Origin of the sequence: Streptomyces sp. NPDC059092 (assembly GCF_042756365.1) — a bacterium.
Classification (GTDB): Bacteria; Actinomycetota; Actinomycetes; order Streptomycetales; family Streptomycetaceae; genus Streptomyces.
The window spans coordinates 168,208-185,703 of sequence record NZ_JBHZEJ010000005.1 but is presented as its reverse complement, the minus strand read 5'-3'; the positions used below and the strand labels follow the sequence as shown (position 1 = coordinate 185,703).

The window sequence follows — 17,496 nt, the reverse complement described above, 5'->3', positions numbered from 1 at the left end:
TGGCGTTGACTTTTGGCACGCTGTTGAGTTCTCAAGGAACGGACGCTTCCTTTGTACTCACCCTCGCGGGCTTTCCTCCGGGCGCTTCCCTTCGGTGTTTCATTTTGTTCTGTACTTCGTTCCTGCGTTTCCGACTCTATCAGACTCTTTCGTGTCCGATTCCCCGTCGGAGCGGGGCTGCTTTCCAGTTCTTCGCTTTCGCGCTTTCCCTTTCCGGCGAGTCCGACTCTATCAGATCCTTTCGGGCCTGATTCCCAGTCAGCGGGGCTTGTCCTCCCGGCCCTGCGGCCGTTCCGACGAGTGAGACTTTAGCGGAATCCTGGGCCCCGACGCTAATCGGGGCTTCGGTGCCGACGTCCGGTGTGGATGCCGATTCCTCATTTCGCATAGGCGCACGCAAAGCAATGCGACACGAAGTCACCGGCTTCTCGTAGGTCCTGCGGAATGACTGTCCGGGGACCGGCACTCGACCGGTGCTCACGTCGGACAGCTCGGAGGACATTACGGTTCCGTGTTGGCCGTGTCAACTTCAGGGGTCGGCCGCTACGCTGAGGGGCATGACAGCGCATACGTGCCTCCTTCAGTGGCGGGCCGCCTGACGGCGGCCGCCTCACACGTATGCGTTCAACGGCCGCCGCTTCGGCGGCCGTTCGCGTTTCCCCAGCTCGGGGGCCGGCCGCGGGTGGCGGCGGCTCCGACCGAGAGGGTGGATGAGAGATGACGCGGATCTTCAGCGGGGTCAAGCCGACCGGGCATCTGACACTGGGCAACTACCTGGGGGCCGTACGGCGGTGGGTCGAGGTCGATCAGCACCGGGCCGACGCGTTGTTCAGCATCGTGGATCTGCACGCGCTGACCGTCGAGCACGATCCGGCCCGGGTGCGGCGGCTCAGCCGGCAGGCCGCGACGCTGCTGCTCGCGGCGGGGCTCGACCCCGCGCTCTGCACCGTATTCGTCCAGAGCCATGTCGACGAGCACACGCGGCTCTCGTATCTGCTGGAGTGCACGGCCACGGACGGGGAGCTGCGGCGCATGATCCAGTACAAGGAGAAGAGCGTGCGGGCCCTCGCGTCCGGGGAGAGTGTGCGGTTCTCCCTGCTGTCGTACCCGGTGCTGATGGCGGCGGACATCCTCGCCTATCGCACGGACGAGGTTCCGGTCGGTGAGGACCAGACCCAGCACGTGGAGCTGACCCGGGATCTCGCCGTGCGGTTCAACCAGCGGTACGGGCACACCTTCTCCGTACCGAAGGCCGTTCGGCCGCCCGTGGCCGCGCGGGTCATGGATCTTCAGGACCCGACGTCGAAGATGGGGAAGTCCCATGAATCGGCCGCCGGGATCGTCCATCTGCTGGACGACGCCGATGTGGTGCGGAAGAAGATCATGCGCGCGGTGACGGACAGCGGGCAGGAGGTCGAGTACGACCGGGAGGGCCAACCGGGCGTGGCCAATCTGCTGGAGATCCTGGCCGGGTGTGTGGCGGAGGATCCGGCGGCGCTGGCCGGGGCGTACACGTCGTACGGGGCGTTGAAGCGGGCCACCGCCGAGGCCGTGATCGAGCTGCTGCGGCCGTTGCGGGAGCGGCATACGGTGCTCGCCTCGGACCCCGGTCACGTGGACGCCGTACTGAAGGAGGGCGCCGAGCGGGCCAGGGGGAAGGCCCGGCCCGTGGTCGACGCGGCGTACCGGGCGGCCGGGTTGCTGCCCGCCGGTTGAGCCCTGTCCGTGGGCCGTGACCTCAGCCGTTGCCCGAGGCCAGGGCGCGGCTGCGGTCGCGGGCCGCTTCCAGTGCCGCGATGAGGGCCGCCCGTACCCCGTGGTTCTCCAGCTCCCGGATGGCGCTGATGGTGGTGCCGGCCGGGGAGGTCACGGCCTCGCGGAGCTTCACGGGGTGCTCGCCGCTGTCGCGCAGCATGACGGCGGCGCCGATGGCGGCCTGGACGATCAGGTCGTGGGCCTGGGCGCGGGGCAGGCCGAGGAGGATGCCCGCGTCGGTCATGGCCTCGACCAGGTAGTAGAAGTACGCCGGGCCCGAGCCGGAGAGAGCGGTGCAGGCGTCCTGCTGGGACTCGGGGACGCGCAGGGTCTTGCCGACGCCGCCGAAGATCTCCTCGGCGTGGGTGAGGTGGGCGGGGAGGGCGTGGCTGCCGCCCGAGATGACGGACATGCCCTCGTCCACCAGGACGGGCGTGTTGGGCATGACGCGTACGACGGGGGTGCCGGGGGCGAGGCGTTCCTCGATGAAGGCCGTGGGGATGCCGGCGGCGGCGCTGATGATCAGGCGGTCGGCGGTGAGGTGGGGGGTGAGTTCGTCGAGGAGGGTGCCCATGTCCTGGGGCTTGACCGCCAGGATGAGGATGTCGGCGCTCTTGGCCGCGTCGGCGTTGGTGACGGGCTCGACGCCGTAACGGTCGCGCAGCTCCTCGGCGCGGTCCGGGCGGCGTGTGGTGACCAGCAGGTCCGAGGCGCGCCAGCCGGCCCGGATCATGCCGCTGAGCAGGGCCTCGCCGATCTTTCCGGTGCCGAGGACTGCGACGGTCTGGGGCATTGCGGAGTCACCTCGCCGTAGGGGACGGACTTTCTCCCCATCGTCGCACCGGAGGTGGGCCGCGTGCGTGAGGTGTCCGAGGAGCGGTCGCCCCGCGTCGTCCCCCTCACCGTCGGCTTCACCGCGCGCCTCGTGGTCAGGTCGTACGGCGGCGGAGGGTGGCCGCGCCCAGGCCGAGGACGAGGACGGCACAGCCCGCGACGATCGCGGCGTCGCGCACGAAGTCGCCCGTGATGTCGGGGTGGCGCAGGACCTGGTTCATGCCGTCGACGGCGTACGACATGGGCAGGACGTCGGAGATGGCCTCCAGGACGGGGTGCATGGTGTCCCGCGGCGCGAACAGTCCGCAGAGGAGGAGCTGCGGGAAGATCACCGCGGGCATGAACTGCACGGCCTGGAACTCGGAGGACGCGAACGCCGAGACGAAGAGGCCGAGCGCCGTGCCGAGCAGGGCGTCGAGGAGCGCGACGAGGAGCAGCAGCCAGGCCGATCCGACGACGTCCAGGCCGAGGGCCCACAGCGCGAGTCCGGTGGCCAGCGCGGACTGGACGACGGCGACGAGGCCGAAGGCGAGCGCGTAGCCGGCGATCAGGTCGCCTTTGCCGAGGGGCATGGCGAGGAGGCGTTCCAGGGTGCCCGAGGTGCGCTCGCGCAGGGTGGCGATGGAGGTCACCAGGAACATCGTGATCAGCGGGAAGACGCCGAGCAGCGAGGCGCCGATGGAGTCGAAGGTGCGCGGGCTGGCGTCGAAGACGTAGCGGAGCAGGACGAGCATCGCGCACGGGACGAGGATCATCAGCCCGATCGAGCGCGGGTCGTGGCGGAGCTGGCGCAGTACGCGGGCGGCGGTGGCCAGGGTGCGGGCGGCGGAGAGCGGGCGCGCGCCGGGGGGCGGGGTGCTCGGGGCGTTGTCGGTGGACGTGGCCGTGGTGGAGTCGGTGGTGGTCATCGGGGGCTTCCCTGGAGTGCGTTGGCCTCGTCGACCAGGTGGAGGAAGGCCGCTTCGACGGTCTCCGTGTGGGTACGGGTGCGCAGGGCTTCGGGGGTGTCCTCGGCGAGGACTTCGCCGTCGCGCATGAGGAGGAGCCGGTGGCAGCGTTCGGCCTCGTCCATGACGTGGGAGGAGACGAGGATCGTGGCGGCGCGGTCGGCGGCGATGCGGTGGAAGAGGGTCCACAGGTCGCGGCGGAGTACGGGGTCGAGGCCGACGGTGGGCTCGTCGAGGACGAGGAGTTCCGGCGTGCCGAGCAGGGCGACGGCGAGGGAGACCCGGCTGCGCTGGCCGCCGGAGAGGCGTCCGGCCAGGGAGCCGGCGTGGGAGGTGAGGTCGACGTCGGTGATCGCGCGGTCGACGGCCTCCTTGCGGGCGGTACGGCGCGCGCGGCCCGGGTCGAGGACGGCGGCGAAGTAGTCGAGGTTCTGGCGGACGGTGAGGTCGTCGTAGACGGAGGGCGCCTGGGTGACGTAGCCGATACGGGCGCGCAGCGCGGCGTCGCCCGCGGGGCGGCCGAGGACGTCGAGGACGCCGGTGACCTGGGCCTGGGTGCCGACGACGGCGCGCATCAGGGTGGACTTGCCGCAGCCGGATGGGCCGAGGAGTCCGGTGATCCGTCCTGGCGGTACGGAGAAGTCGAGGCCGCGCAGGACGGCGCGGTCGCCTCGGTGGACGGTGAGGCCGCGGGCGTGCACGGCGGCTCCGCCCTCAGACAAATTCATCATGTGATGAATAATGGGTCCGGTCGATGGGCTCGTCAAGCGTTCGGGCTTCTGTCACAGGGCATCCGCTGCCGCGCCTCCGCTGTCAGGCCGGCGTCAGGCGCGCCGCGCGCGACCGTCGGTTCCACCACGTACGCCTCCTCGACGGTCCCGTCGGGTGTACCGGCCGGCGACGGCGTCGAAGGGTCGAAGGAGAGGGCGCGAAAGGTGGGAGGGGAAGGGGAAGGGGGAGGGGAAGGGAGCGCGAAAGGTGGGAGGGGAAGGGGGAGGGGAGGCGGGACCCGGGGCCGGGCGGAGGGCCATGGCGGGAGTCATGGCCCCGTCGTGGCGCCCGTCGTGAGGGACGGGCCGAGGACGGGCTATCCGCGCTTGGGCTTCCTGCCCTTGGTCCGGGCGGCGGGGTTGCCCGCGCGGGCGGTGCGGCGGCGTTCGTACTGGGCCAGGGCCGTTTCGTACTCCTTGCGGCGCAGCCCTTCGCCCGGGGCTTCGGCCAGGGAGCGCAGGAAGTAGGCGATCAGCGCGCCCATGAAGCCGATCGCCTTCACGCTGCGCAGCGACTCCTCGCGGGCGGGGTCGGCCGGGCGGCGGGTGAAGCCGTCCCAGGTCCTGCGGAAGGCGATGGCGCTGCACACCGAGAACATCACGACGAGGAGCAGGCCGACGAAGGAGCCCACCTTCGCGATCTCCAGGCCCTCGTAGGCGAAGCGGAGTACGAAGCAGGCGGCGACCGCGGTGGTGAGGGAGCCGGCGGCGACCGCGGCGCGGCGGGCCGGGTAGCCGCCGTCGCGGGCGAGCCAGGTCGTACCGAAGAACGGGATGGTCTCGGGCTCCGGGCCACCGCGGCCCCGTTCGCCGCCCGCCTTCCTGGCGGGCGGGGGCGCGGACGTGGTCGCGGTGGCGTCCTCGGGACGTTCGACGCGCTGGGTGTGCTCGGGGTGGTCGCTCACGGGGCGATTATCCCCGGCGCGCGGGCGGGTCGGGCGCGGTGCCGGGGCGCGGTGCCGAGGCCCGGCGCTCAGCCCCCTCGTTCAGCCCCCAGCTCAGGCCCGGTGCTCAGGCGCAGTGCGGGGCGACGTAGCCGCTGCTTCCTGTGTAGACGTACGCGTCCGAGATGAACTCCCCGTTCGCGATGTTGTCCCAGAGGTTCGTCGTGCCGTACGGGCCCGCGATCCACTCCCCCGCCTTCTGGCAGTTGACCGGCACGCTCGCGCCGGACCGCTGCGGACGTTCACCCGGTAGTCCGGGTGGACCTTGTAGCGCTTGGCCTCCAGCGTCCCCACTACGGCTTCCGTGACGGTCGCCGCCGCGCTTTCGGTCACGGTCGCCGTGGCCTGTCTCGCGGTGTTCTCAACCTCTTCGACGCTCATGCGGTCCTCCCCCATTGACGGTGTGTGCTCTGCGCCGCGCACGCTAGCAAGCCATGACTTGTTAGCACGCACCATCGACTAGGCTCCGTGCGTCGCGCTTGCGCACGAATACACGGGGGTGGGCGATGCCACCACTGCGCAACACCGGGTCGGCCCCGGAAGCGGAACATCCGGATTACGCCGGCCGCTACCTGCTGGAATCCACCCTGGGCTCGGGCGGAATGGGCGAGGTCCATCTCGCCACCTCCGCCTCGGGGCTGCGGCTCGCCGTCAAGGTCATCCATGCCGGCCACGCCTCCGATCCCGAGTTCAGAGCCCGCTTCCAGCAGGAGGTCGCGGCGGCGCGCCGGGTGAGCGGGGCGTTCACCGCACCTGTCGTGGACGCCGATCCGGAGGCCCCGCGGCCGTGGATGGCGACCTTGTTCATCGACGGGCCCACGCTCTCCGAGCGGGTGAAGCAGAACGGGCCGCTGGACGCAGAGGAGTTGGCCAGGCTGGGGGCGGGGCTCGCCGAGGGGCTGCGGGACATCCACCGCGCCGGGGTCGTGCACCGCGATCTCAAGCCCAGCAACGTCCTGTTGGCGTCCGACGGGCCCAAGGTCATCGACTTCGGGATCTCGCGCCCGGCCGACAGCGATCTGCGGACGGAGACGGGCAAGCTGATCGGCACGCCGCCGTTCATGGCGCCCGAGCAGTTCCAGCGACCGCGCGATGTCGGGCCCGCGGCCGATGTGTTCGCGATGGGCGCGGTCCTGGTGCACGCGGCGACCGGGCGCGGGCCTTTCGACTCGGACAGTCCGTACATCGTCGCGTACCAGGTCGTGCACGACGAGCCGAACCTGAAGGGCGTACCCGAGCGAATCGTTCCGCTGATCTCGCGGTGTCTGGCGAAGGACCCCGCCGAGCGGCCGACACCGGACGAGGTGATGAGCGCGCTGCGCCCCTCGGATCCGGCGTCGTACGACCTGCGGGGGCCGTACGGGGCGCGTGCGCTCGTACCGGCGCAGCGCGGGCCCGTCCCCGCGGAGACCGCGGGCTCCGGCGCGGGCTCCGTACCCACGAACCCCGCGCGGCGCACCGGGGCCGTTCCGTCGGCGTCTTCCGACCGGTCGCCGTCGCCCGTCGACCCGGAACCGGCGATCGCGTCGGCGTCGGCCTCGGCCTCGGGGCCGGTTCGATCGGCGCGCCGTGCGCGGACGGCGGCGGTCGCGGTGGCGCTGATGGCCGTGGCCGGTGCCGGCTTCTTCGGCGTACGGGCCCTGGGCGACGCCCCGCGGGCGACGGCGGAGGAGCCGCCGCCTCGGACGTTCCGGCCGTGGGACACCACGCCGGCCACCGGCTCGGGTGGCTCGGGCGGCCATGGGGTGCCCGTGTGCGCGGCGGACGCCACGGCCGTCTACTGCACCGGCCCCGGCGTCACCGCCACCCGGCTCGACCCCGTCGACGGTCGTACTCAGTGGTCCGTGAAGGCGGCGAAGGGTGAGCGTGCCGCCGCGACGGACGCCGACGGCGCGCCGGTGCTCTCCGGTGGACTCCTGCATGTCGTCGCGGGTGGCGGCGGCAACAGCGGCGGAAAGCGGCTGGAAGCGCTCGACCCGGCCTCGGGCGCCGAGCGCTGGTCCGTCGACATCTCCTCGTACGCCACGGTCCGGCACAGCGGCGACGCGGTGCTCCTCGTCGCGTACGACGGGCGGGTGCGGTCCCTCGACAGCGCGACCGGCGACGCGCGCTGGACGAAGCGGCTCGGCGCGACCGGAACCGTCTGGACGGCGTCGAGCGGCACCGGCGGCGCGCTGTTCGCCGCGACGCCGTCGGCCGACGGCTCGGCGACCGCGGTCCGTTCGATCGACCCGGCCACCGGAGCGGTGCGCTGGGAGGAGCGGCTGACGGGCGGGCTGGTCCCGGCGGGCGCCTCGGAGGACGCGCTGTTCCTGCTCGCGAACGACGCGGACGGCTTCACCAGGGCGGTCGTACGGCTGGACGCGTCGAGCCGTACCGTACGGCGGGTCCCGCTGGCCGCGCCGGTCGACCAGGCGCAGGCCACCGTCGTGGGTGACACCGTCTACGTCGTCGGGTACACAGGCTCGCTGCTCGCCGTCGGCATGGGTGCGGGCGGCACGGATACGGACGACGAGGGTCCGGGCGGCACGGGTACGAAGGCTCCGGGTGTGCGCTGGCGGCTGGAGACGTCGGTGACGCGCGCCTCGCGCCCCACCGCCACCGGGGACCGGGTCTATCTGAGCGCGGGCGACGGCCGGCTGCTCGCCGTGGACGCCGGGCGCGGGGTGCTGCTGGGGCAGACGAAGCCGCGGATGGCCGACGGGCCCGACACGCTCGTCGCCACGCTGCCCGCGCCCGTCACGGCCCCGGACCCCGGCTCCGGCGACGGCCCCGGTACGACGACGGTCGTCGGGAGCGCGCCCGACGGGTCCGTCTTCGCCGTCGCGGGCCGCGACCCCGCCTCCTGGTAGCGGCGCGGCGGCCCAGGACCCCGGCAGGGCCCCGGGGTTCAGCCGAGGAGCGTGACGTCCCGGACCGCGCCCTTGTCCGCGCTCGTGGCCATCGCCGCGTACGCGCGCAGCGCCGCCGAGACCTTGCGCTCGCGGCTCACCGGGGCGTACACGCCGTTCAGCGCCTCGCGCCGCTCCGCGAGTTCCGCGTCCGCGACCAGCAGCTCGATCGTGCGGTTCGGGATGTCGATCCGGATCCGGTCGCCGTCGTTCACCAGCGCGATCGTGCCGCCCGAGGCCGCCTCCGGTGAGGCGTGGCCGATCGAGAGACCCGACGTACCGCCGGAGAAGCGGCCGTCGGTGATCAGCGCGCAGGACTTCCCGAGGCCGCGGCCCTTCAGGTACGACGTGGGGTACAGCATCTCCTGCATGCCGGGGCCGCCGCGCGGTCCCTCGTACCGGATGACGATCACATCGCCCTCGGTGATCTCCTTGCGGAGGATCTTCTCGACGGCGGCCTCCTGCGACTCGCAGACCACGGCCGGGCCCTCGAAGGTCCAGATCGACTCGTCGACGCCCGCCGTCTTCACCACGCAGCCGTCGACGGCCAGGTTTCCCTTGAGGACCGCCAGACCGCCGTCCTTGGAGTAGGCGTGGGCGACGTCGCGGATGCAGCCGCCCGCGGCGTCCTTGTCGAGCGTGTCCCACCGCTCGGACTGCGAGAACGCCTCGGCGGAGCGGACACAGCCGGGGGCCGCGTGCCACAGCTCGACGGCCTCCTCGGACGGCGAGCCGCCCCGCACGTCCCAGGCCTCCAGCCACTCCTTGATGCCGGGGGCGTGGACGGTGTGGACGTCCTCGTTGAGCAGGCCGCCGCGGTACAGCTCGCCGAGGATGGCGGGGATGCCACCGGCCCGGTGGATGTCCTCCATGTAGTACGTGCCGCCCGGGGCGACGTTCGGCGCGACCTTGGCGAGGCAGGGGACGCGGCGCGAGACGGCGTCGATGTCGCCGAGGTCGTAGTCCAGCTCGGCCTCCTGGGCGGCGGCGAGCAGGTGCAGGATCGTGTTGGTGGAGCCGCCCATGGCGATGTCGAGCGCCATGGCGTTGTCGAAGGCCGCGCGGGTGGCGATGTTGCGCGGCAGGACCGACGCGTCGTCCTGCTCGTAGTGGCGCTTGGTGATCTCGACGACCGTGCGGCCCGCGTTCTCGTACAGCGCCCTGCGGGCGGTGTGCGTGGCCAGCACCGAGCCGTTGCCGGGGAGGGAGAGGCCCATGGCCTCGGTCAGACAGTTCATCGAGTTGGCGGTGAACATGCCGGAACAGGAGCCGCAGGTCGGGCAGGCGTTCTCCTCGATACGGAGGATGTCCTCGTCCGAGATGGACTCGTTCACCGCGTCGGAGATCGCGTTGACCAGGTCGAGTTTCCGGACCGTACCGTCCACCAGCGTCGCCTTGCCGGCCTCCATGGGGCCGCCGGAGACGAAGACAGTGGGGATGTTGAGGCGCATCGCGGCCATCAGCATGCCCGGGGTGATCTTGTCGCAGTTGGAGATGCAGATCAGCGCGTCCGCGCAGTGCGCCTCGACCATGTACTCGACGGAGTCGGCGATCAGTTCGCGGGACGGCAGGGAGTAGAGCATGCCGCCGTGGCCCATCGCGATGCCGTCGTCCACGGCGATCGTGTTGAACTCGCGCGGGACGGCGCCCGCCGCCTTGATGGCGTCCGAGACGATCCGGCCGACCGGTGCGAGGTGGGTGTGCCCGGGCACGAACTCGGTGAAGGAGTTGGCCACCGCGATGATCGGCTTGCCGATGTCCTCGCTCGCTACGCCCGATGCCCGCATAAGGGCGCGCGCGCCCGCCATGTTCCGGCCGTGGGTGACAGTGCGGGACCTCAGCTCGGGCATCGTCTCTCGCTCCTTCGGCAGACCTTCAGCAGATCTTCAGCGGATCTTCCTGCCGAGTCCTTCGGCAGAAATGACTTCTTCGAGCGTACGCCCCGGATCCAAGATCTGGACACACCGTCCGGATGACGGGACGACTGTTCAGCTTTCGGGCAGGTGCGGCTTGCGGGCAGGTGAGGGCTTGCGGGACGCGCGGCTTTCGGTCGGGCTCAGCTTTCGGTCAGATAGCGCTGGAGCGTGGGCGCGACCATCGTGATGATCTCCTCGATGTCCGCCGACGCCAGCGGCTCCGCCTTGATCACGTACCGCAGGAGCGCGATGCCGACCATGTGCGAGGCGGACAGCTCGGCGCGGAACTCCGGATCCGGTACGTCCAGCCGCTCCGCGACCTGGCCGAGCAGCCGGCGCAGCACGAACGTGCGCAGCACCGTCGCCGCGGCGTCGTGCGTGAGCGCGGAGCGGATGACCGCGAGCAGCGGGGCCCTGGTCGCCGGGTTCTCCCAGACGACGAAGAAGTTACGGGCGAGCTGTTCGCCGATCCGGTCGGGGCCCCCGGCGAGCACCTTGGCGGGCACCGTCAGGGCCGGTTCGAAGGAGATCTCGACGGCGGACGCGAAGACCTCGTCCTTCGTCCCGAAGTAGTGGTGGACGAGCGCGGGGTCGACGCCCGCCGCCCTGGCGATGCCGCGCACGGACGTCTTGTCGTAACCGCGCTCCGCGAACTCCGCGCGGGCCGCCCCCAGGATCTTCTGCCGGGCGCTGGGGCCGGACTCCGCGTCCTTGCGGGCGGGACGGCCCCGGCGGCGGGGGGTGGCGCCGCCGGTCATGAGGGACGCGCTCCTGACGGGCCCGAGGCCCCGGACGACCCGGTGCTGCGGGGCCGGCGGGGGGTGCGCGGTGTACGGGGCGTGCGGGGCGCCCGTACCGCCGGCGCGGCCTGGGACCTGCCGGGGGCCTCGGACGCGGTGGGGGCGGCAGCGGCGGGCGACGACGCCAGGTGCAGCCGCGCGAAGGCCAGCGCCTCCGCGAGGTCCGCCTCGCGCTCCGCCGCCGACATCGCGCGCCGGGTGTTGACCTCGATCACGACATGGCCGTCGAAGCCGCCGCCCGCCAGCCCCTCCAGCAGCTCTGCGCACGGCTGCGTACCGCGCCCCGGCACCAGGTGCTCGTCCTTCGCCGAGCCGTTGCCGTCCGCGAGGTGGACGTGGCCCAGCCGGTCGCCCATGCGGCGGGCCATGGCCATGGCGTCGCTGCGGGAGGTCGCGGTGTGCGAGAGGTCGACGGTGAAGTGCCGGTAGTCCTCCTGGGTGACGTCCCAGCCGGGCGCGTACGCGGGCATCTCGCGGTCCCGGTAGCGCCACGGGTACATGTTCTCGACGGCGAACCGTACGTCCGTCTCGTCCGCCATCCGCCAGACGCCGGTGACGAAGTCGCGCGCGTACTGGCGCTGCCAGCGGAACGGCGGGTGCACGACCACCGTGGAGGCCCCGAGCTTCTCGGCCGCCGCCCGTGCCCGCTGGAGCTTCACCCACGGGTCCGTCGACCAGACCCGCTGGGTGATCAGCAGACAGGGCGCGTGTACGGCGAGGACGGGGACGCCGTGGTGGTCGGAGAGCCGGCGCAGCGCCTCGATGTCCTGGCTGACGGGGTCCGTCCAGACCATGACCTCGACGCCGTCGTAGCCGAGGCGCGCGGCGATCTCGAAGGCCGTCGCCGTGGACTCCGGATAGACCGAGGCCGTCGACAGCGCGACCTTGGTAGCCGGGATGCGCACCACTGGATCTGCCACGGGGACAGCGTACGGGCCCCGGCGGCACGGCCGTCGGCCCGTCCCGTACAGCGGGCTCGGGTTCCCGCCCGTCGGCAAGCGGCCGGTCACCGGTGCGAGCTGCCCGGCCGGGGGACGAGCTGCCCGGTCAGGGCGCGAGCCCGCAGGTCACGGGGCGAGCTGCCCGGTCACGGCGCGAGCCCGCCGGTCACGGGGCGAGCTGGTCGAGGCGGCGCAGGATCACGCCCTCGCGCAGCGCCCACGGGCAGACCTCCAGCGTCTCGACCCCGAACAGGTCCATCGCCCCCTCCGCGACCAGCGCACCCGCCAGCAACTGCGCCGACCGGCCCTCGGAGACCCCGGGGAGCTCGGCGCGCTGGACGGCGTTCATCGTGGCCAGTTTCGGCACCCACTCCTCCAGGGCGCTGCGGCTCAGATCGCGCTGCACGTACAGCCCCTCGCCGGAGCGGGCCGCGCCCGCCAGGCGTGCGAGCTGCTTGAAGGTCTTGGAGGTGGCCACCACGTGGTCCGGGGAGCCGAACCGGGCGAACTCGCCGACCGTACGGGCGATCCGGGCCCGTACGTGGCGGCGCAGCGCCTTCACGTCGATCGGGTCGGGCGGGTCCCCGGGCAGCCAGCCCGCCGTGAGCCGGCCCGCGCCCAGGGGCAGCGAGACGGCCGCGTCCGGCTCCTCGTCGATCCCGTACGCGATCTCCAGGGAGCCGCCGCCGATGTCCAGGACGAGCAGCTTCCCGGCCGACCAGCCGAACCAGCGGCGGGCGGCGAGGAAGGTCAGCCGGGCCTCCTGCTCGCCGGTCAGGACCTCAAGATCCACACCGGTCTCGCTCTTGACGCGCGCGAGGACCTGCTCGGCGTTGACGGCCTCCCGTACGGCGGAGGTGGCGAACGGCAGGACGTCCTCGCACCCCTTGTCCTCGGCCGCCTGGAGGGCGTCCGCGACCGTCGCCACCAGCCGGTCGACGCCGTCGGGGCCGATCGCGCCCTCGGGGTCGAGCAGTTCCGCGAGGCGCAGCTCCGTCTTGTACGAATGCGCCGGCAGCGGGCGGGCACCGCGGTGGGCGTCGACCGCCAGCAGGTGCACGGTGTTCGAACCGACGTCCAGGACTCCGAGTCTCATGAGCGGAACGCTACTGCGAACGCCGCATACGCTGGACATGTGCCAAAGACGAATAAGGCGAAGCCGGGCAAAGCCAAGGGCCCGAAGAAGCAGGACCAGCAGCAGGGGACCCGTGGCAGTGCCCGGGCGGTCCCTGACGAGAAGGGGCTGGACTTCGCCCGTGCGTGGGTCGAGTTCCCGGACCCGGCCGACGACGAGCAGGTGTTCCGCTGCGATCTGACGTGGCTCACGTCACGGTGGAGCTGTGTCTTCGGCAGCGGCTGCCAGGGCATCGAGGCGGGCCGCGCCGACGACGGCTGCTGCACACTGGGGGCGCACTTCTCGGACGAGGACGACGAGGCGCGGGTCGCGGGACATGTGGCGCGCCTCACGCCCGAGCTGTGGCAGTTCCACGAGGAGGGGACGGCCACCGGCTGGACGCAGACCGACGAGGACGGCGATCGCCAGACGCGGCGCTGGGAGGGGTCGTGCATCTTCCAGAACCGTCCCGGTTTCGCGGCGGGCGCGGGATGCTCGCTGCACATCCTGGCGCTGCGGGAGGGCCGTGAGCCGCTGGAGACGAAGCCGGACGTCTGCTGGCAGTTGCCGGTGCGGCGTACGTACGACTGGATCGACCGGCCCGACGACACGCGTGTCCTCCAGGTGTCGATCGGTGAGTACGACCGGCGCGGCTGGGGTTCCGGCGGTCACGATCTGCACTGGTGGTGCACGTCCGCCACATCGGCGCACGGCGCGGGCGAGCCGGTCTACAAGACGTACGCGCCCGAGCTGACGGAGCTGATGGGCAAGGAGGGGTACGACCAGCTGGTGGAGGTGTGCGAGCGGCGCATGGCGAGCACGCTTCCGCTGCTGGCCCCGCACCCGGCGGACCCGCCGCCTCCGGCGAGGGCCTGACGCGGGCGGGCGGGCGGGCCGGCGGGCCGGTCGACGGGGCCTGAGCTCCCAGGTGCCTGATCAGCGGGGCCGGGGCGGGCCGCCGGAAGGGCCCGGCCCGGGGGGAGCGCTGGAGCTGGTGGAGCCGGTGGTGGGCTTCGGATCGGGCGGGTCCGGGTCGGGGGGTGGCTGCGACGGGCTGCCGGGGCCCGGCCCGGGGTCGTCGGAGGGCCCCGGGCCGCCGGTCGGGTCCGCCGGACCGGGCGCCGAGGGGCCCGACGGGCTGCCGGGCGCCGTGGGCGCCGTGGGCGCCGTCCATGTGGGCCTGCCGGGCCCCGGGTGCGTCGGGTCGCCGGGGCGCGCGGTGTGGCCGGGCCGGCCTCCGTGGTCCGGGCGGCCGGGGGGCGCGGGCCTGGTGCCGTACCCGTGGATCCGTACGGCGGCGCCCGCCGGGTAGAGCCCGATCCGGGCGCTCCACGGGCCCGCCGGTTCACGCTCGTGGTCCACGAAGACGCGGACGGTGACGGACTCGCCGGGCGCGAGCGTGCCGTAGTGGCGGCTCAGGGTGATCCAGGGGGCCTGGGTGCCGGCGGTCCAGGAGACCCGCCCGCCGGAGGCCCGCAGTGTGATCAGCGTGGTGGCGCCGACGGGCCGCGCCGCGACCAGGAGCCGGGCGGGGGCGGCGTAGTCCTGGCCGGACGGCGGCGCGCTCGTACCGTCGCTGATGATCTCGACCGAGACGCCGGGGGCGCGGCTGCCCTCGGTGAAGCGGGCGCCGGGCCTGTTGCGGGCGCTGCCCGCGTTCTCGTAGTGCTCGTAGTTCTCGTAGTGCTCGTACGGATCGTCGTACGGATACCCGTCCGGGGCGGGCGGGCCCGCGGTCTCGCCCGCGGTGACCGAGGCGCCGTCGCGGCCCTCGCCGGTCTGCGGCGCGCCACGGTACGCAGCCCAGAGGGCGAGGACGGGCGCGGCGACCACGGTGGCGACCACGGTGGTCGTCACGGCGCGCGCCCGCAGCCGGTCGCGGCGGGCGGCGCGGTCCTTGGGGTCCATCGGGAAGCCGTTGCGGCCGAAGCGCGGGGCGGTCGCGCGGGCGCGGGGCGCCTGGGTCATGGCGGTGTACGCGGCGCCGCGCGGGGCTTCGACGAGCGGCGGCGGGACGAAGTCGGCGGACAGGGCCTCGGTGGCGGACCAGGCCGGCGGGGTCCCGTCGATGCCGTCGACGGGACCGGTGGCGTCGGCGGCATCGGCAGATGCGGATGCGGAGACGATGGCATCGGCGGAGGCGGGCGGGAAGGGCGGCGCCGTACGCGAGCCCGGCCACGGCCCCGCCGCCTCGGCGCGTTCCGCCGCGCGGCGGCAGCGCGGGCAGTCGTCGACGTGGCGGACCAGTTCGCGCCGGAGCGCGGCGGAGAGCAGGACGTGGTGATCGCCGGTGAGCCGGGCGACGGAGGGGCAGTCGCCGGTGTCCACGACGGCGAGCGCGGCGCGCGTGCGCTCGACCTCGCAGGCGGCCGAGGAGAGCAGTTCCCTCGTCGCGGACAGATCCTTGGAGAGCACGGCGGCCACATCGCGCGGGTCGAGCCGGTGACGTACCACCAGCTCCAGGACCTCGCGCTGCTCGGGCGTCGTACCGGCGGCCTCGGGCCAGGCCAGCAGGGCCAGTTCACGGCGGCGGCGCGCGGCGGTCTCCGGCGCGACGCCGGCGGACGACGGGGCGGGGTCAGGATCCGGAGCAGGCTCGCGGTGGCCCGAATGCGCCCCCGGGCGGGTGCGGCGCCGTTCGGTGAGCCTGCGCAGACAGGCCCAGCGGGCGAGGGCGTAGAGCCAGGCCTTGCGCTCCCCGGCGCCGGAGGGGCAACGGCCGTACTGCCGCTCGGAGATGGCCAGGACATCGCCGAGCACCTCGGTGGCCGCGTCGTGGTCGCAGAGCACGGAGAGGCAGTAGGTGAACAGGCCGTCCAGATACGGCTCGTACCGTGCCGGAGGGCGCTGCGCCACCGAACGGGGCGCACGACGGAGCGCGCGGTGTGCGCCGGTGGTGTGCGTGGAGGTATCGGGGCTGCTGCTCATCACCCGGCGACCGTAGACAGGGCGGCCCGCACCCTTCACACCCCTTGAGCACATTTAATCCTTACGGGTGAAGCTATCCCTCAAAAGGGGACATCAATGTCGCGTTTCCATGCGATCGAAGTGGTAGAGGGGCCTCCCCCACCTGGCTTACGCCACCCCGGGACGCCGGTGAGCCGGCGGAATGGTCCCGGCTGTCGGTGGGCCCCTATACGGTGACGCCATGGCTGCCCGTACGAAATCCAAGGACCGGCCGTCCTACCGCTGCACCGAGTGCGGCTGGACGACCGCCAAGTGGCTCGGCCGCTGCCCCGAGTGCCAGGCGTGGGGGACGGTCGAGGAGTACGGCGCGCCCGCGGTGCGGACGACGGCGGCCGGCCGGGTCTCCACGGCCGCGCTCCCCATCGGCCAGGTCGACATCCGTACGGCGAAGGCGCGCTCGACCGGCGTGCCGGAGCTGGACCGGGTGCTGGGCGGCGGGCTGGTGCCCGGGGCTGTGGTGCTGGTCGCGGGCGAGCCGGGCGTGGGGAAGTCCACGCTGCTGCTGGACGTCGCGGCGAAGGCGGCCAGCGACGAGCACCGCACGCTCTACGTGACGGGCGAGGAGTCCACCAGCCAGGTCCGGCTGCGCGCCGACCGGATCAAGGCGATCAACGACCATCTGTACCTCGCCGCCGAGACGGACCTCTCCGCCGTCCTCGGCCACCTCGACGCGGTCAAGCCGTCGCTGCTGATCATGGACTCCGTACAGACCGTCGCGTCGCCCGAGATCGACGGGGCGCCGGGCGGCATGGCGCAGGTCAGGGAGGTCGCGGGGGCACTCATCCGGGCCTCGAAGGAGCGCGACATGGCCACGCTGCTGGTCGGGCACGTGACGAAGGACGGGGCGATCGCGGGCCCCCGGCTGCTCGAACACCTCGTGGACGTCGTGCTCTCCTTCGAGGGCGACCGGCACGCGCGGCTGCGGCTGGTCCGCGGCGTGAAGAACCGGTACGGCGCGACGGACGAGGTCGGCTGCTTCGAGCTGCACGACGAGGGGATCACCGGCCTCGCCGACCCGTCGGGGCTCTTCCTGACCCGGCGCGACGAGCCCGTCCCCGGCACCTGTCTCACCGTCACCCTCGAAGGGCGCCGGCCGCTCGTCGCCGAGGTGCAGGCGCTCACGGTCGACTCGCAGATCCCCTCGCCCCGGCGCACCACCTCGGGGCTGGAGACCTCCCGGGTCTCGATGATGCTGGCCGTACTGGAGCAGCGCGGCCGGATCAGCTCGCTCGGCAAACGCGACATCTACAGCGCGACGGTGGGCGGCGTGAAGCTCACGGAGCCCGCCGCGGACCTGGCCGTGGCCCTCGCGCTGGCGTCGGCCGCGAGCGACACCCCGCTGCCGAAGAACCTGGTCGCGATCGGTGAGGTCGGGCTCGCGGGCGAGGTCAGACGGGTCACGGGGGTCCAGCGCAGGCTGGCCGAGGCACACCGTCTGGGCTTCACCCAGGCCCTCGTTCCGACCGATCCGGGCAAGGTCCCGCCCGGTATGAAGGTGACGGAGGTGGCCGACATGGGAGATGCTCTGAGGGTGCTGCCGCGCCGAGGTCGGGCGGACGCCCCACGGGACGACAACGCTCGCCGGTAGACTTTGCCCTGGTCTCGCCCATCCGTACG

At 72.9% G+C, this 17,496-nt stretch carries 14 protein-coding genes; 4 read left to right on the top strand and 10 right to left on the bottom strand.

The window, feature by feature from the left end:
• Window positions 1–717: 717 nt before the first annotated feature.
• On the top strand, window positions 718–1,716 hold the full coding sequence (trpS, locus tag ACFXPL_RS05560) for a tryptophan--tRNA ligase (protein WP_384912885.1): 999 nt from the start codon (window positions 718–720) through the stop codon (window positions 1,714–1,716).
• A 22-nt stretch (window positions 1,717–1,738) separates the two neighbouring features.
• Here trpS and proC read toward each other — a convergent pair whose 3' ends face one another.
• The 5 genes from proC to ACFXPL_RS05535 form a co-directional block, all read right to left on the bottom strand.
• Entirely contained in the window at window positions 1,739–2,548 is an 810-nt protein-coding gene (proC, locus tag ACFXPL_RS05555) for a pyrroline-5-carboxylate reductase (protein WP_384912881.1), read from the bottom strand.
• A 136-nt stretch (window positions 2,549–2,684) separates the two neighbouring features.
• On the bottom strand, window positions 2,685–3,497 hold the full coding sequence (locus ACFXPL_RS05550; RefSeq protein ID WP_384912879.1) for an ABC transporter permease: 813 nt from the start codon (window positions 3,495–3,497) through the stop codon (window positions 2,685–2,687).
• The gene (locus ACFXPL_RS05545; RefSeq protein WP_384912876.1) at window positions 3,494–4,267 is read right to left on the bottom strand and encodes an ABC transporter ATP-binding protein; all 774 of its coding nucleotides are present in this window, start codon (window positions 4,265–4,267) and stop codon (window positions 3,494–3,496) included. The genes ACFXPL_RS05550 and ACFXPL_RS05545 overlap by 4 nt, the downstream gene beginning before the upstream one ends.
• 356 nt (window positions 4,268–4,623) lie before the next feature.
• Window positions 4,624–5,211, bottom strand: a complete 588-nt coding sequence (locus ACFXPL_RS05540) for a hypothetical protein (RefSeq protein ID WP_384912873.1) — start codon at window positions 5,209–5,211, stop codon at window positions 4,624–4,626.
• A 106-nt stretch (window positions 5,212–5,317) separates the two neighbouring features.
• On the bottom strand, window positions 5,318–5,467 hold the full coding sequence (locus ACFXPL_RS05535) for a hypothetical protein (RefSeq protein ID WP_384912870.1): 150 nt from the start codon (window positions 5,465–5,467) through the stop codon (window positions 5,318–5,320).
• A 289-nt stretch (window positions 5,468–5,756) separates the two neighbouring features.
• Between ACFXPL_RS05535 and ACFXPL_RS05530 the strand changes: the two genes are divergently transcribed.
• Window positions 5,757–8,102 carry a protein kinase gene (locus ACFXPL_RS05530; protein ID WP_384912867.1) on the top strand — a complete coding sequence of 782 codons (2,346 nt, stop codon included), beginning with the start codon at window positions 5,757–5,759 and terminating at the stop codon, window positions 8,100–8,102.
• 38 nt (window positions 8,103–8,140) lie between these two features.
• Here the strand turns inward: ACFXPL_RS05530 and ilvD are convergent, their stop codons facing one another.
• The 4 genes from ilvD to ACFXPL_RS05510 form a co-directional block, all read right to left on the bottom strand.
• Window positions 8,141–9,991 (bottom strand): dihydroxy-acid dehydratase, encoded by a 1,851-nt coding sequence (ilvD, locus tag ACFXPL_RS05525; RefSeq protein WP_384912864.1) that lies wholly within the window; start codon window positions 9,989–9,991, stop codon window positions 8,141–8,143.
• A 206-nt stretch (window positions 9,992–10,197) separates the two neighbouring features.
• A complete protein-coding gene (locus ACFXPL_RS05520; protein ID WP_384912861.1) occupies window positions 10,198–10,815 on the bottom strand; it encodes a TetR family transcriptional regulator in 618 nt (205 codons plus the stop codon).
• Window positions 10,812–11,777 (bottom strand): sugar phosphate isomerase/epimerase family protein, encoded by a 966-nt coding sequence (locus tag ACFXPL_RS05515; RefSeq protein ID WP_384912858.1) that lies wholly within the window; start codon window positions 11,775–11,777, stop codon window positions 10,812–10,814. The genes ACFXPL_RS05520 and ACFXPL_RS05515 overlap by 4 nt, the downstream gene beginning before the upstream one ends.
• A 187-nt stretch (window positions 11,778–11,964) precedes the next feature.
• Window positions 11,965–12,894 (bottom strand): Ppx/GppA family phosphatase, encoded by a 930-nt coding sequence (locus tag ACFXPL_RS05510; protein ID WP_384912855.1) that lies wholly within the window; start codon window positions 12,892–12,894, stop codon window positions 11,965–11,967.
• A gap of 39 nt (window positions 12,895–12,933) precedes the next feature.
• Between ACFXPL_RS05510 and ACFXPL_RS05505 the strand changes: the two genes are divergently transcribed.
• The gene (locus ACFXPL_RS05505; RefSeq protein ID WP_384912852.1) at window positions 12,934–13,788 is read left to right on the top strand and encodes a hypothetical protein; all 855 of its coding nucleotides are present in this window, start codon (window positions 12,934–12,936) and stop codon (window positions 13,786–13,788) included.
• A gap of 60 nt (window positions 13,789–13,848) precedes the next feature.
• On the opposite strand, the gene ACFXPL_RS05500 is transcribed toward ACFXPL_RS05505, so the two are convergent.
• Complete coding sequence (locus ACFXPL_RS05500; RefSeq protein ID WP_384912849.1) at window positions 13,849–15,840, bottom strand: hypothetical protein; 1,992 nt, start codon at window positions 15,838–15,840, stop codon at window positions 13,849–13,851.
• A 220-nt stretch (window positions 15,841–16,060) separates the two neighbouring features.
• Between ACFXPL_RS05500 and radA the strand changes: the two genes are divergently transcribed.
• Window positions 16,061–17,467 (top strand): DNA repair protein RadA, encoded by a 1,407-nt coding sequence (gene radA, locus ACFXPL_RS05495; RefSeq protein WP_384912846.1) that lies wholly within the window; start codon window positions 16,061–16,063, stop codon window positions 17,465–17,467.
• Window positions 17,468–17,496: the final 29 nt, after the last annotated feature.

Bases quoted from the DNA above. Each gene is read 5' to 3' on its own strand.
- trpS (WP_384912885.1), top strand. From the start codon at position 718: ATGACGCGGATCTTCAGCGGGGTCAAGCCGACCGGGCATCTGACACTG.
- proC (WP_384912881.1), bottom strand. From the start codon at position 2,548: ATGCCCCAGACCGTCGCAGTCCTCGGCACCGGAAAGATCGGCGAGGCC.
- ACFXPL_RS05550 (WP_384912879.1), bottom strand. From the start codon at position 3,497: ATGACCACCACCGACTCCACCACGGCCACGTCCACCGACAACGCCCCG.
- ACFXPL_RS05545 (WP_384912876.1), bottom strand. From the start codon at position 4,267: ATGATGAATTTGTCTGAGGGCGGAGCCGCCGTGCACGCCCGCGGCCTC.
- ACFXPL_RS05530 (WP_384912867.1), top strand. From the start codon at position 5,757: ATGCCACCACTGCGCAACACCGGGTCGGCCCCGGAAGCGGAACATCCG.
- ilvD (WP_384912864.1), bottom strand. From the start codon at position 9,991: ATGCCCGAGCTGAGGTCCCGCACTGTCACCCACGGCCGGAACATGGCG.
- ACFXPL_RS05520 (WP_384912861.1), bottom strand. From the start codon at position 10,815: ATGACCGGCGGCGCCACCCCCCGCCGCCGGGGCCGTCCCGCCCGCAAG.
- ACFXPL_RS05510 (WP_384912855.1), bottom strand. From the start codon at position 12,894: ATGAGACTCGGAGTCCTGGACGTCGGTTCGAACACCGTGCACCTGCTG.
- ACFXPL_RS05500 (WP_384912849.1), bottom strand. From the start codon at position 15,840: ATGAGCAGCAGCCCCGATACCTCCACGCACACCACCGGCGCACACCGC.
- radA (WP_384912846.1), top strand. From the start codon at position 16,061: ATGGCTGCCCGTACGAAATCCAAGGACCGGCCGTCCTACCGCTGCACC.